A 13,239-nucleotide genomic window follows, 5' to 3' on the forward strand; every position below is an offset into this window, starting at 1 on the left:
GGGCCTTCGCGTGGATCAGTCAGCCGTGGCGGACGATGCCGAGGGGCGTGGACTCATGTCCCTGCCCGAGGGGGTTGTCTTTCAGGATCGCGACGAGACGCTTCTCGCCGGCCTTGTCCATGGTCGAGCCGAGGATGTTGCCGCCCAGATCGTTGATGTCGACGACGGCGACCTGCAGGTCACCGCCGAGCAGCGACTTCAGTCGTGCAGCGACCTCGCGCGGACGCTCCGGACCGAGGACGACGGCCTGGTTATACGGCGGGATGGTTCCGCTGGTCGGGCCGTCGATCGCGCGGGCCTTGTCGCCCGCGATGCGATAGAAGTCACCCTTGCGCCCGAACGCCTTCGTCACGGCGGAGACGGCCGCCGCGACCAGGATGCGGGGTGTGCCGCACTCGCGCAGCGCCATCTCCATCGTCTCCGGCATGCCGAGGCCGATGCCGTAGGGCGTGCGCGTGACGTACTTCGACAGGAACAGCGCGAGCTTGCGGGGCGTGATCGAGTCGAGCTTGTACGAACGACCCTGGGTGATTGCGACGATCTTCTCGGTGACGAACAGCAGGTCCCCCGGCTGCACGGCATCCTTCGCGTACTCGAGGATGAAAGCGTCGAGGTCGTCGCCCGGCATGACGACCCGCGTGCGGATCGGGATGCGGGCGTACGAGGTGCCCTCGACGGTACGGGTGAGCGCCTTGCCGGCGTTGGCCTCGCCGCTCATTCGAGGTAGTCCCGGAGCGACTGCGAACGGCTGGGGTGACGCAGCTTCGCCATGGTCTTCGACTCGATCTGGCGGATGCGCTCGCGCGTGACCCCGAACGTGTCGCCGATCTGGTCGAGCGTCTTGGGCTGACCGTCGCCGAGTCCGAAGCGCATGCGGATCACGCCGGCCTCTCTCTCGCTGAGGGAGTCCAGCAGCGACTCGAGCTGGCGCTGCAGCATGGTGAAGCCCACCGCGTCGGCCGGGACGACCGCCTCGGTGTCTTCGATGAGGTCGCCGAACTCGCTGTCGCCGTCTTCACCGAGGGGCGTGTGCAGGGAGATGGGCTCGCGACCGTACTTCTGCACCTCGATGACCTTCTCGGGGGTCATGTCGAGTTCGCGGCTCAGCTCCTCGGGCGTGGGCTCGCGCCCCAGGTCCTGCAGCATCTGGCGCTGGACGCGCGCGAGCTTGTTGATGACCTCGACCATGTGCACCGGGATGCGGATGGTGCGGGCCTGGTCGGCCATGGCGCGCGTGATGGCCTGACGGATCCACCACGTGGCGTAGGTCGAGAACTTGAAGCCCTTCGTGTAGTCGAACTTCTCGACCGCACGGATCAGGCCCAGGTTGCCCTCCTGGATGAGGTCGAGGAACTGCATACCGCGACCGGTGTAGCGCTTGGCGAGCGAGACGACCAGGCGGAGGTTCGCGCCGAGCAGGTGGCTCTTCGCGCGCTGACCGTCGCGCGCGACCCACTGCAGGTCGAGACCGAGCTGGTTCGTCTTCTCGGCAGCCGACATGTTCGACAGCTTCTCTTCGGCGAAGAGACCCGCCTCGATGCGCATGGCGAGCTCGACCTCTTCGGCCGCGTTCAGCAGCGGGACTTTACCGATCTGCTTCAGGTAGTCCTTGACCGGGTCGGCGGTGGCGCCGGTGATCTGCGCCGAGTACACCGGTACGTCGTCTTCGTCGCTCGACGAGATGACGATCGCACCCTGGGGCAGAGCCTCGGCGGGCTTGGCCGGAGCGTCGTCGTCGTCATCGTCGTCGGACTTCTTCGGGTCGACCTTGACGGTGTCGTCGGAGTCTTCGGCATCGCTGTCGTCGGCTTCCAGCTCGACTTCGCCCTCTTCGTCGACCTCTTCGTCTTCGTCGAGGTCGTCGTCCTTCTTGGCCTTCGGCTTCGCCTTGGCCGGCGTGGCCTTCGCCTTCGCCGGGGCCTTCTTCGCGGGAGCCTTCTTCGCGGTCGTCGTCGTCGACGCCGTCACGGTCTCCTCGGAGTTCTCGAGCTCGTTGTCCTTCGCACTCCGGGAGCGGGTCTTGGTAGTCGTGCCTGCCACGTTTCGCCTTTCACCGGGAACCTCTGTTGCACATCCGCCGGTCGTTCTCGGACACTAGTAAGACCCTTGTCAAGTTCCAGGCCGAGGAGCGGGGGCTCTCGGACCGGTTGACAACGGGTCAGTTTCTTTATTGTCTCACATCCTCGGACCGGGACTTGACGCGGACCGGGGATCTATGCGTAGACAACGCCCGCGCGCAGCCACGTATTCCCCGGATGCCGAGGAAGCGCGATGCCGAGGACCCGTGGTGCGCTCGGCGGCGGATCAGCCGAGCTTGCCGCGGCGGTCGTCGTCGCCGGGGCGGGTCGCAAGGAAACGCTCCAATTCGGCGGCCAGTTCGTCGGCGCTGGGGAGATCGCCGGTGTGGATGATCGGCGTCGCCTGAGTCGACCCCGCCATGTAGGCGTCGTAACGCTCTTCGAGGTTCTCGAGCATGCGCGTCAGCTCGTCGCTCGCCTCGACCTGCTCCGTGACTTTGGTGAGGAACTCGCGGTTCTCCTCGCGCAGGACTTCACCCGAGAACACCAGTCCGGTGGCGACGGTGAGGCTGTCGAGTGCCGCGAGAGCGGCGGCCGGGTACTCGGTGTCACCCAGATAGTGGGGAATGAGCAGGGCGAACCCCGCCACCTTGGCACCGGCCTCGGCGAAGCGGTACTCCAGCAGGTGACCCGCCGTCGAGGGAACCTGGGTGTGCGGCCGCCACACGGAGTGAGCCTCGGCGAGGTCGGGACGGGTTCCGCTGACCGTGGTGCCGATGGGGCGGGTGTGCGGCACCGGCATGGGGATGGCGTGCACCCAGGTCACAGACGCGACCTGCAGCCCCGCCGCGAGTTCGAGCACGGACTCGGCGAAGGCTTCCCAGAGGAAGTCGGGCTCGTAGCCGGCGAGAAGGAGGAACGGGTGCCCGAGCGAATCGTGCGCGAGCAAAAGCTCGAGGCGCGAGGGGCGGTAATCCGTGAGGTGGTCCTCGACGAAGGTGATGAGCGGCCGGCGGGCGCGGTAGTCGAGCAGGAGGTCGTTGTCGAAGACGACCACGGGGTTCGGATCGAGATCGTTGCGGAAGTACTCGACCAGTCGTGTCACCGCGCCGCCGGCGTCGGTGAACCCTGTCAGAGAGATCACGAGCGGCAGGCCCGACGGCACGGGCGGCGCCGCGGGGGCACGGTCGTACAGCGGTGCGGATACGGGCATGGCTCCACTCTACGAGCGCTCCCGGTGGGTGGGTCGCGGTGCGTCCCGCTGCTAGCGAACACGCGCGAACCTAGGATGGACGCCATGCCCTTCCCTTCTGTGGCGTACACCGACGCCCCCGTTCTCGAGTCCGACGCCGACGCGATCCTGCTGATCGTCCCGACCCTGACGGAGGGGGCGGCGGATCCCGACGGATGGGAGGGACTCGGTTCCGCGTTGGCGGCCGTGGGGTTCACCGGGGGTGCGAACTCCTTCCAGCGCGTGCACGTGCCCGGAGTGAGCACTCCGGTGGCGGCGGTCGGTGCGGGCACCGAGCCGGACGAGTCCGCGCTCCGCGATGCGGCGGGCGTCGGACTGCGTCAGCTCACCGGGTTCGCGCACGTGGCGATCCAGGCGTTCGTCGATGCGCCGTGGCGCCCGCTCGCCGAGGGGGCCGCTCTGGGCGGTTACCGGTTCGCCGACTACAAGAAGAAGTCCGCCAAGGCGCGTGCATCTCGCGTGAGCGTCGCGGCGTCAGCCGCGCCGACGGAGGCTGACACCGTCGCGGTGGCCGCCGTTGCCGGGGCCGTCGCGCTGGTGAAGGATCTCGTGACCACCCCCGCCGAGTGGCTCGGACCCGCCGATTTCGCCACCGCCGCCGCGGACGCGGTCGCCGGTCTCCCCGTCGAGGTCGAGGTGCTCGACGAGGTCGCCCTGCGGGAGGGCGGTTATGGCGGCATCCTCGGGGTCGGGCAAGGGTCCGATCGGCCGCCTCGCCTGGTTCGCCTCCGCTACTCGCCCGCGGACGCTCAGCGTCACGTCGCCCTCGTGGGCAAGGGCATCACCTTCGACACCGGCGGTCTGTCGCTGAAGCCCGCGGCATCCATGGTCGGCATGAAGTACGACATGTGCGGGGCCGCGACCGTCCTCGCGGTACTCAAGGCCGCGGCCGAGATGCGACTGCCCGTCACGCTCAGCGCGTGGTTGTGCATCGCCGACAACATGCCCTCGGGTCGGGCAACCCGGCCGGGAGACGTGCTGCGGATGCTCGATGGCACAACGGTGGAGGTGCTCAACACCGACGCCGAGGGGCGTCTGGTACTCGCCGACGGTCTCGTCGCCGCCAGCCGCGAGAACCCCGATCTCATCGTCGATGTGGCGACGTTGACCGGCGCGATCACGGTTGCCCTCGGAAACCGCCACACCGGCGTCATGGGCGACGATGACGCCGTCGCGGCGTATCTCGCCGCGGCCGGCCGTGCCGCCGAACTCGCCTGGCAGCTGCCGCTGCCCGAGCACATGGTCGACGATCTCGACTCCCCCATCGCCGATCTGCAGAACGCGAAGATCGGAGACCCCGCCGGTGGGTCGCTCTTCGCGGGGCTGTTCCTCCGCCACTTCGTCGGCCGCGTGTCCGAGGATGCCGACGCCGCCCGCATCCCGTGGGTGCACCTCGACATCGCCGGCGTCGGCATGAACAAGTCCGCGCCGTTCGGGTACACCGACAAGGGCGTGACGGGGGCGACGGTCCGTTCGCTGATCGAGATGCTCACCACGGAGGCTGCACGATGACCGACCACTCCGCCGACGTCGTCATCCTCGGTGGCGGAAGCGGCGGGTACGCGGCAGCTCTGCGTCTCGCCGAGCTCGGCAAGGAGGTCGTCCTCGTCGAGAAGGACAAGCTCGGGGGCACCTGCCTGCACCGCGGCTGCATCCCCACCAAGGCGCTGCTGCACGCGGGTGAAGTGGCCGACGCCGCCCGGAGTGCCGCCGACATCGGTGTGGACGTCACGTTCTCCGGCATCGATCCCGTTCGCGTGCGTGCGTACCGCGAGGGGATCGTCGCAAAGAAGTTCAAGGGACTCGAGGGACTCATCTCCACGCGCGGCATCCGCGTCGTGCACGGCGAGGGCAGGCTCGCCGCCGGTCCGGCCGTCCGCGTCGGGGACGACGTGTACCGCGGCACCGACGTCATCCTCGCCACCGGCTCGTACAGCCGCAGCCTGCCGGGTCTCGAGATCGGCGGCCGCGTGCTCGCGAGCGAGCAGGCCCTGGACCTCGACGTCATCCCCGAGCGCGTCGTCGTGCTCGGCGGTGGCGTGATCGGCGTCGAGTTCGCGAGTGTCTGGCGCTCCTTCGGCGTCGAGGTCACGATCGTCGAGGCTCTCCCCCACCTCCTCCCCGCCGAGGACGTTACGTCCAGCAAGGCTCTCGAGCGGGCGTTCCGCAAGCGCGGCATCGCGTTCCAGCTGGGTCGCCGGTTCGCCTCACTGACGCAGACCGCGGATGCCGCGACGGTCACCCTCGACGACGGGTCCGAGCTCGTGGCCGACTACGTCCTCGTCGCCGTCGGTCGCGGCCCCTCCACGGCCGGCCTGGGCTACGAGGAGGCGGGAGTCGTCCTCGACCGTGGTTTCGTGCAGACGGACGAGCGTCTGCGCACGGCCTCGCCGCACGTCTGGGCCGTGGGAGACATCGTTCCGGGCCTGCAACTCGCCCATCGCGGTTTCCAGCAGGGCATCTTCGTCGCCGAGGAGATCGCGGGTCTGTCGCCCGTCCTCGTCCCCGACGTCGACGTCCCCCGCGTGGCGTACTCGCACCCGGAGGTGGCGTCCGTCGGGCTCACCGAGGCGCAGGCTCAGGATCGTTACGGATCTGAGGCCGTGAAGGCGTACGAGTACAACCTGGCCGGCAACGGCCGGAGCGAGATCATCGGGACCTCGGGCATCGTCAAGATCGTCCGGCGGGTCGACGGACCCGTGATCGGGGCGCATCTCGTCGGCGATCGCGTCGGTGAGCTCATCTCGGAGGCGCAACTCGCGGTGGGCTGGGAAGCGCACCCCGAGGACATCGCCCCGTTCATCCACGCCCACCCCACCCAGAGCGAAGCGCTCGGCGAGGCCTTCCTGGCCCTCGCCGGCAAGCCCCTGCACGCACTCTGACCACGAACCGGTCACTAAGCTAGGTACCGCATCCGGTACGAAGGAGACATATTCATGAGCACTTCCGTCGTCCTCCCCGCTCTCGGCGAGAGCGTCACCGAGGGAACGGTCACCCGCTGGCTCAAGCAGGTCGGTGACACCGTCCAGGAGGACGAGGGTCTGCTGGAGATCTCGACCGACAAGGTCGACACCGAGATCCCCTCGCCCGTCTCCGGGGTCATCGAGGAGATCCTCGTCCAGGAGGACGAGACCGTCGAGGTCGGCGCCGTCCTCGCCAAGATCGGTGACGGATCGGGCGCATCGTCGTCCGACGACGCTCCGCAGGCCGCCCCGGCCGAGCAGGATTCCGCCCCCGCCGAGCAGGCCGCTCCCGCCGAGTCCGCTCCGGCCGAGCAGCCCGCTCCCGCCGCGGCCGAGCAATCCGCTCCCGCCGCGGGTGGCGACTCGTCCGAAGTCACGCTCCCCGAGCTGGGCGAGAGCGTGACCGAAGGTACGGTCACCCGTTGGCTCAAGGCCGTCGGCGACGACGTCGCCGTCGACGAGCCGCTCCTCGAGATCTCGACCGACAAGGTCGACACCGAGATTCCGTCGCCGGTCGCCGGCACGCTGCAGGAGATCCTCGTCCAGGAAGACGAGACGGTCAACGTCGGTGCCGCCCTCGCCCGCATCGGCAGCGGTGCAGCCCCGGCTGCGCAGCCCGAGGCCCCGGCCGCGCCCGCCGCGGAGGAGAAGCCGGCTGAGACCCCTGCGCCCGTCGCGGAGGAGAAGCCGGAAGAGAAGCCGGCTCCCGCTGCGGAGGGGAAGCCCGCTGCGCAGCCCGCTCCCGTCGCGGAGGACAAGCCCGCCGCCCCGGCGCCCGCCGCGTCGTCGAACGACGACGTCACCTACGTCACCCCGCTCGTGCGCCGACTGGCTCAGCAGCAGGGCGTCGACCTCGCCTCGGTCAAGGGAAGCGGCGTCGGCGGACGCATCCGCAAGGAAGACGTGCTGAAGGCCGCTGAGGCCGCCAAGGCCGCACCCGCCGCGGCGTCGGCCCCCGCGACCACCCCTGCCGCAGCTCCCGCTGCCGTGGAGGTCTCGCCGCTGCGCGGGACCACCCAGAAGATGTCGCGACTGCGCAAGGTCATCGCCGAACGCGCGGTGGCGTCGATGCAGGCCACGGCGCAGCTGACCACGGTCGTCGAGGTCGACGTGACCAAGGTCGCCGCGCTCCGCGACCGGATGAAGGGCGAATTCCAGCAGAAGACGGGCGACAAGCTCTCGTTCCTGCCGTTCTTCGCGATTGCGGCCATCGAGGCGCTCAAGACGTACCCGATCATCAACTCCACGGTGGAGGGTGACGAGATCGTCTACCCCGCCCAGGAGAACGTGGCCATCGCGGTCGACACCGAGCGCGGCCTGCTCACGCCGGTGATCAAGGAGGCGGGCGACAAGAACATCGCGCAGCTCGCTCGCGAGATCGCCGACCTGGCCGCTCGTACCCGCGACAACAAGCTCAAGCCCGACGAGCTCGCGGGTGGCACGTTCACGCTGACGAACACCGGTTCGCGGGGCGCGCTGTTCGACACCCCGATCGTCTTCCTGCCGCAGTCGGCCATCCTCGGCCTCGGTGCCGTCGTGAAGAAGCCCGGCGTCGTGTCGGTCGACGGCAAGGATGCGATCTCGGTCCGTTCCTACGTCTATCTCGCACTGTCGTACGACCACCGCACCATCGACGGGGCCGACGCCGCGCGCTTCCTCGGCGCCGTCAAGGCCCGCCTCGAGGCGGCGCAGTTCGAGGGCGACCTCGGGATCTGACCCCACGCCATACCGGCTCACGATGGCTGGTCCGCGACTGTTCTGACGGCGCGGACCAGCCATCGGTCTTCTTGCCGCACGAGCGTCACGTACTGGGTGTTCACGTCGACGGCGAGGCGGACGACGGCAACCCCGCCGAAATCGTCGATGAGCTGGATGTCTCCGGTCGCGGCGCCAGGGGGCAACGGTTCGCGTGAGGACGCCGAGTCCTCCTCGTACGCCGCGACGCATGCCGTGTCGTCGGCACATCGAACCACTTCCGTGAACACGGCACGGGCCGCCGTCACCGGATCGTCGGACGACATTGCGCCCCCTTGCGGGGGCGGCGCAGCCGTCGAGCCCGTCGTGTCGGCAGCTCCATCGGGCGACACCGCGGCGGACGGAGGCGACGGTGAATCGGACGACGTCACAAGCTCCGCGGGAAGCTCGGTCGGAACCTGCGTCGAGCGGGGGATTCCGTCGGACGGGGTGGGAGACGGGTCCACCGCCGTCGCCTCCGGCGTCACGGGCGACGTCCACACCAGCAAGCCGATCACCGCCACCAGCGCGGCGGCCGCGCCCACCGCTCCGAGGCGAACGGCCCGGGATGTGCGCCACCGCGTCCGAAGCTCGCGGAGCACCTCCTGCACGGCATCCGCGAGATCGGCGTCGACGAGCGCAAGCACGCGCGACGGCGCGCCCGGACCCACGACGTCACGCGACGCCGCGGGGCTCCGTGAGGCCGCGGGGACATCCCACGCAGCAGCGCCGCCGGACGGGGCGTCGACTCCGGGATCTGACGGAGCACCCGTCACCGGGGTCAGAGGCCCGAGAACGAGGGGGAGCGGGTCGGCGTGATGGAAGAGCCGGCGTTCCAGGGCCTCCCACTCACGCGGGGGCAGAGTGAGTACGCTCTGGCGGGCGCGCGTCAGCATTTCCCGGGTGGCATCCTCTTCCGCGATCGTCGCGATCTGCTCGAGAGTGTCGGCCGTGGCCGCGATGGCATCCGGGCTCTCGTCATCCTCCACCGCGATCGGGCACCCATCGGCGCGCATCCACCACACCGCCCCGGTGAAGCGGCCCGTCGCTCTACGGCAGCCTCGAAGGAGCGCGACTGCCGCAGTGACCGCCTCGCCCGGCGCGACGGCGATCGCGCTCCGGGATCGCCGCAGGAGGTAGGCGTCGAACGGTTCGACCAGGACGGATGCCGCGGGGGTGCTCATCCGCTCGATGGTGGTCGAGACGCTCCCCCGCCGGAGAGCGTCGTCGACCGAACGGGGATGAAAGCGACGATTGACGTTCTGGGGAGGAGGGGGCGGCGGCGAAGATAGAATCGATCCCATGGCCGCTCGTACTTCCACGCCCGAGAAGCGTCCGGGCTTCTTCTCGCAGCTCAAGACCCTCTACACCTTCACCCAGAAGGAGTACCGGTGGCTGCCGTTCCTGCTGGCCGGCATCGTGCTGGTGGGCATCGCCCTCGGCGTCGTCGTCGGCCTCCTGATTCCGCCCCCGGCGGTGTGGAGCGTCATCCTGTGGGGTGTGACCGGCCTGCTGCTCGGCATCCTGATTGCGATGATCACGATGACCCGCCTGTCGACGACGGCCATGTACAAGAAGATCGACGGGATGCCGGGTGCCACCGGTCACGTGCTGTCGTCGTCGCTCGGCCGCAACTGGCAGGCTTCCGAGACTCCGGTGGGCGTGAACCCGCGCACGCAGGAGGCGCTCTACCGCGCCATCGGCCGCGGCGGCGTGGTGCTGATCGGCGAAGGCAACCGCAGTCGTCTCACCCGCCTCGTCGGCGAGGAGCGCGGTCGGGTCCAGCGCGTCGCCTCGGGCGTGCCGGTGACGGTGCTCTACGTCGGACACGGCCAGGACGAGGTGCCGATCGCGAAGCTCGCCTCCGCCATCAAGGCACTGCCGAAGAAGGTCGATCGCGCGACCATGGCGGCGGTCATCAAGCGCGTGGCATCGGTCTCGCAGGGTATGTCGTCGCTGCCCATCCCCAAGGGCGTCGACCCCACCAAGATGCGCTCACCGCGTCCGCGTTGATCTCGGTGTGAACAAGGCCCCTGCCATCGCCGGCGGGGGCCTTCTTCCTGCAGAGACGGGCCGTCACGTCCGGACGAGAACCGTCCCCACGACCTTGTCGTGCAGGCCGCGTTGATCGGCGTCCCAGACGACGGCGGGGATGATCAGCGCCAGCAGCACGGTCCGGACGATGGGCCGCCACAGGCCCACCCAGGCTCCGGATGCCAACTCGAGACGCATCCCCATCAACCGATGTCCGGGGCTTCCGCCGATGAGCGGGATGAACAGGATCTGCACGACGAAGAAGATGACGTTCGCCGCGACCGGGTTGGCGAACGGCACGCCGGTGACCGGATCGGGCGACGAGAAGAACGCGAATCCGACAAGTCCTGCGCTCGCGACGTCGATCAGGAGTGCGGCGATCCGTCGGCCCGGACGGGCGATGGATCCAGGGCCCTCTCGGGGAAGGCCGAGCCGCTGGCCCGGGTAGTCGTTCTCAGCGGATGCGCTCACGGCATCCACAGTAATCGGGTCCACGTAACACGCCCGAAACATGCGAGATATCGCCGAGACACCGGTTCTGTATAGGGTCGAGGAGGCTGGGCGAGGCCCGCCGATCCCGAATGTTCTACCTCTGGAGTCTTCATGTTCAAAGATTCGTCCGAGGTGCTCAAGTTCATCCAGGACGAGGACGTCAAGTTCCTCGACATCCGTTTCACGGATCTTCCTGGTGTGCAGCAGCACTTCAACATCCCCGCTTCGACCGTCGACGAGGAGTTCTTCACCGTCGGACAGCTGTTCGATGGCTCGTCGATCCGCGGGTTCGCGAACATCCACGAGTCCGACATGCAGCTGATCCCGGACGTGACGACGGCCTACGTCGATCAGTTCCGCGAGGCCAAGACCCTCGTCATGATCTTCGACATCTACAACCCGCGCAACGGGGAGATCTACTCCAAGGACCCGCGTCAGGTCGCCAAGAAGGCCGAGAAGTACCTCGCCTCGACCGGCATCGCCGACACCGCATTCTTCGCCCCCGAGGCGGAGTTCTACATCTTCGACGACGTCCGCTACGAAGTGAAGCAGAACTCGAGCTTCTTCTCGGTGGACTCCGAAGAGGGCGCCTGGAACACCGGCCGCGTCGAAGAGGGCGGAAACCTCGCCAACAAGACCCCGTACAAGGGTGGCTACTTCCCGGTCTCGCCCGTCGACAAGACGGCGGACCTCCGCGACGACATCACCCTGAAGCTGATCGAGGCGGGCTTCGCGCTCGAGCGATCGCACCACGAGGTCGGCACCGGCGGTCAGCAGGAGATCAACTATCGCTTCGACACGATGCTGCACGCGGCCGACGACATCCTGAAGTTCAAGTACATCGTCAAGAACACCGCAGAGCTGTGGGGCAAGGTCGCGACCTTCATGCCCAAGCCGCTCTTCGGTGACAACGGCTCCGGCATGCACACCCACCAGTCGCTGTGGAACGACGGCAAGCCGCTGTTCTACGACGAGACCGGCTACGGCGGACTCTCCGACGTCGCCCGCTGGTACATCGGTGGTCTGCTGGCTCACGCTCCGGCCGTCCTCGCCTTCACCAACCCGACCCTCAACAGCTACCACCGTCTGGTGAAGGGCTTCGAGGCGCCGGTCAACCTGGTGTACTCGGCCGGTAACCGCTCCGCGGCCATCCGTATCCCGATCACGGGCACGAACCCCAAGGCCAAGCGCATCGAGTTCCGCGCTCCCGACGCCTCGGGTAACCCGTACCTCGCGTTCGCCGCGCAGCTCATGGCCGGCATCGACGGCATCAAGAACCGCATCGAGCCCCACGAGCCCGTCGACAAGGACCTCTACGAGCTCCCCGCTGAAGAGGCCGCGAACATCCCGCAGGTTCCCAACTCGCTGCTCGACTCGCTCGAGGCCCTGCGCGCCGACCACGAGTTCCTGCTCGCCGGTGGCGTCTTCACGCAGGAGCTGATCGACACCTGGATCGAGTACAAGATCGAGAACGAGATCCAGCCGATGGCTCAGCGTCCGCACCCCTTCGAGTACGAGCTGTACTTCGGGGTCTGATCGCCTCAGCACCACGTCGACGCCCGTCCCCGCCGTTTCGCGGGGGCGGGCGTCGTCGTTTGCGCGGGGTCGGGGTCGCGTCCGAGCCGTGACCCGGTGAGATCTCACTGCGCGCAGGCGCAAGACCGGGAGGTGTCAGCGCCCCTCCCCCGTGATCGCGGCCCGGACGAGCCGTCACCCCGGGTCGGCTGCTGGGGCGTGGCGGCGCAGCGTGTCACGGCTGATACCGGTCATCTCCTGCACGGCGCGCTGGCTGAGCCCCGCCGTTTGCAACAGGGTGATCGCCACGTCGCGCCGACGCCTCGGCGGCCATGACGCGAGACGCTGGACGCTCGCCGCTCGGAGGGCCTCCGGAACGGTGATCTCGGTCATCGCGGCGAAGCGACGGGCGCGCTCGACCGCCTGCTCGATCGCGCGCGGCGTCTCGCCGCGAAGCAGCGCCGCGATCACCCGAAGAGCACGGTCGTCGACCTCCCCCACCATTTCGCGCACGAGCGTCCCGATCTCCGACACCTCGGGAAGTCCGACCTCCACGACCGCGTCGGCCGGGAGGCCGAGCCGCGGCTCGGTCGCCTCGATCAGGACGAGGCCCGAACCCACCCGGGCATGAATGAGGGCGGTCAGCGCCCCCGAATCGCGTCCGTCGGCGTGATCCAGGTGCACGGTCATCCCCGATGCCGTGGCGTTCGCGACCGAGTCGACCAGACGCGGAAGTGCGACATGGACGGAAGCGACGAGATCGATCGTCACGAGCGCACGGTCGCGATGACGTGCCATCCACCGTGCCTGGAGGGTCTTGCCGGCGCCCTCCGGGCCGGTGAGCAGAACGGTTCCCCCGTCGGTGAGTCGATCGGCGACGGCGGCGAGCTGACGCGATCGCCGCTCGTCGAGGGACGCCACGGGTGGCGGCACCACGCGCTCGACCGTCACGGACGGCGACGTCGAGCGGCGGCTCCGAGGGGCCGAGCGGGGGGACGTGCGCTCGAGGATCCCCGCGATGACCTCTGACGCACCCGCCCCGTCGTGGTCGGCGATCTGCGCGAGCACGGCACGGGCGCCGGGTCCCGTGGATCGCAGCGCCAATTCGACGATCTCGGCGAGATCGTCGGCGGCGAGTCGCACTTGGCGACGACCGCGCGGTGCCGAGTTCGACGGGCGGATGGCGGCAGGAAATGCAGGAACGGCGGACATGGAGAACTCCCGGGCTGAG

General features: G+C 68.8%; 11 protein-coding genes. 5 read left to right on the forward strand and 6 right to left on the reverse strand.

Features of this window, described 5'->3' with window-relative positions; translation table 11 throughout:
* Positions 1–19: 19 nt before the first annotated feature.
* From MT347_RS07000 to MT347_RS07010, 3 genes are all read right to left on the reverse strand, one after another.
* On the reverse strand, positions 20–718 hold the full coding sequence (locus MT347_RS07000; protein WP_243499473.1) for a coenzyme F420-0:L-glutamate ligase: 699 nt from the start codon (positions 716–718) through the stop codon (positions 20–22).
* Positions 715–2,040 carry an RNA polymerase sigma factor gene (locus tag MT347_RS07005; RefSeq protein WP_243499475.1) on the reverse strand — a complete coding sequence of 442 codons (1,326 nt, stop codon included), beginning with the start codon at positions 2,038–2,040 and terminating at the stop codon, positions 715–717. The genes MT347_RS07000 and MT347_RS07005 overlap by 4 nt, the downstream gene beginning before the upstream one ends.
* Positions 2,041–2,304: 264 nt before the next feature.
* Positions 2,305–3,231 (reverse strand): proteasome assembly chaperone family protein, encoded by a 927-nt coding sequence (locus tag MT347_RS07010; protein ID WP_243499477.1) that lies wholly within the window; start codon positions 3,229–3,231, stop codon positions 2,305–2,307.
* 84 nt (positions 3,232–3,315) lie between these two features.
* On the opposite strand from MT347_RS07010, the gene MT347_RS07015 reads away from it, so the two are divergent.
* The 3 genes from MT347_RS07015 to sucB are packed head-to-tail and all read left to right on the forward strand — an operon-like array spanning position 3,316 to position 7,949.
* Positions 3,316–4,782: a leucyl aminopeptidase gene (locus tag MT347_RS07015; protein WP_243499479.1), complete on the forward strand. Its 1,467-nt coding sequence runs from the start codon at positions 3,316–3,318 to the stop codon at positions 4,780–4,782.
* Entirely contained in the window at positions 4,779–6,152 is a 1,374-nt protein-coding gene (lpdA, locus tag MT347_RS07020; protein ID WP_243499481.1) for a dihydrolipoyl dehydrogenase, read from the forward strand. The genes MT347_RS07015 and lpdA overlap by 4 nt, the downstream gene beginning before the upstream one ends.
* 54 nt (positions 6,153–6,206) lie before the next feature.
* Entirely contained in the window at positions 6,207–7,949 is a 1,743-nt protein-coding gene (gene sucB / locus MT347_RS07025) for a 2-oxoglutarate dehydrogenase, E2 component, dihydrolipoamide succinyltransferase (protein WP_243499483.1), read from the forward strand.
* Positions 7,950–7,966: 17 nt separating this feature from the next.
* Here sucB and MT347_RS07030 read toward each other — a convergent pair whose 3' ends face one another.
* A complete protein-coding gene (locus MT347_RS07030) occupies positions 7,967–9,151 on the reverse strand; it encodes a hypothetical protein (RefSeq protein ID WP_243499485.1) in 1,185 nt (394 codons plus the stop codon).
* A gap of 118 nt (positions 9,152–9,269) precedes the next feature.
* Here MT347_RS07030 and MT347_RS07035 point away from each other — a divergent pair, with 118 nt between their 5' ends.
* The gene (locus tag MT347_RS07035) at positions 9,270–9,980 is read left to right on the forward strand and encodes a DUF4191 domain-containing protein (RefSeq protein WP_243499487.1); all 711 of its coding nucleotides are present in this window, start codon (positions 9,270–9,272) and stop codon (positions 9,978–9,980) included.
* Between the two features lie 63 nt (positions 9,981–10,043).
* Here the strand turns inward: MT347_RS07035 and MT347_RS07040 are convergent, their stop codons facing one another.
* Positions 10,044–10,472, reverse strand: a complete 429-nt coding sequence (locus MT347_RS07040; protein WP_243499489.1) for an RDD family protein — start codon at positions 10,470–10,472, stop codon at positions 10,044–10,046.
* A gap of 132 nt (positions 10,473–10,604) precedes the next feature.
* Between MT347_RS07040 and glnA the strand changes: the two genes are divergently transcribed.
* A complete protein-coding gene (gene glnA, locus MT347_RS07045; RefSeq protein WP_243499492.1) occupies positions 10,605–12,029 on the forward strand; it encodes a type I glutamate--ammonia ligase in 1,425 nt (474 codons plus the stop codon).
* Between the two features lie 174 nt (positions 12,030–12,203).
* Here glnA and MT347_RS07050 read toward each other — a convergent pair whose 3' ends face one another.
* Entirely contained in the window at positions 12,204–13,220 is a 1,017-nt protein-coding gene (locus MT347_RS07050) for a hypothetical protein (RefSeq protein ID WP_243499494.1), read from the reverse strand.
* Between the last annotated feature and the right edge of the window lie 19 nt (positions 13,221–13,239).

The organism is Microbacterium sp. VKM Ac-2923 (assembly GCF_022815605.1).
Taxonomy (GTDB): Bacteria; Actinomycetota; Actinomycetes; order Actinomycetales; family Microbacteriaceae; genus Microbacterium.

What these genes read in the sequence shown, in the direction of transcription:
- MT347_RS07000 (WP_243499473.1), bottom strand. Translation starts at nt 718, where the DNA reads ATGAGCGGCGAGGCCAACGCCGGCAAGGCGCTCACCCGTACCGTCGAG.
- MT347_RS07010 (WP_243499477.1), bottom strand. Translation starts at nt 3,231, where the DNA reads ATGCCCGTATCCGCACCGCTGTACGACCGTGCCCCCGCGGCGCCGCCC.
- MT347_RS07015 (WP_243499479.1), top strand. Translation starts at nt 3,316, where the DNA reads ATGCCCTTCCCTTCTGTGGCGTACACCGACGCCCCCGTTCTCGAGTCC.
- lpdA (WP_243499481.1), top strand. Translation starts at nt 4,779, where the DNA reads ATGACCGACCACTCCGCCGACGTCGTCATCCTCGGTGGCGGAAGCGGC.
- sucB (WP_243499483.1), top strand. Translation starts at nt 6,207, where the DNA reads ATGAGCACTTCCGTCGTCCTCCCCGCTCTCGGCGAGAGCGTCACCGAG.
- MT347_RS07030 (WP_243499485.1), bottom strand. Translation starts at nt 9,151, where the DNA reads ATGAGCACCCCCGCGGCATCCGTCCTGGTCGAACCGTTCGACGCCTAC.
- MT347_RS07035 (WP_243499487.1), top strand. Translation starts at nt 9,270, where the DNA reads ATGGCCGCTCGTACTTCCACGCCCGAGAAGCGTCCGGGCTTCTTCTCG.
- glnA (WP_243499492.1), top strand. Translation starts at nt 10,605, where the DNA reads ATGTTCAAAGATTCGTCCGAGGTGCTCAAGTTCATCCAGGACGAGGAC.
- MT347_RS07050 (WP_243499494.1), bottom strand. Translation starts at nt 13,220, where the DNA reads ATGTCCGCCGTTCCTGCATTTCCTGCCGCCATCCGCCCGTCGAACTCG.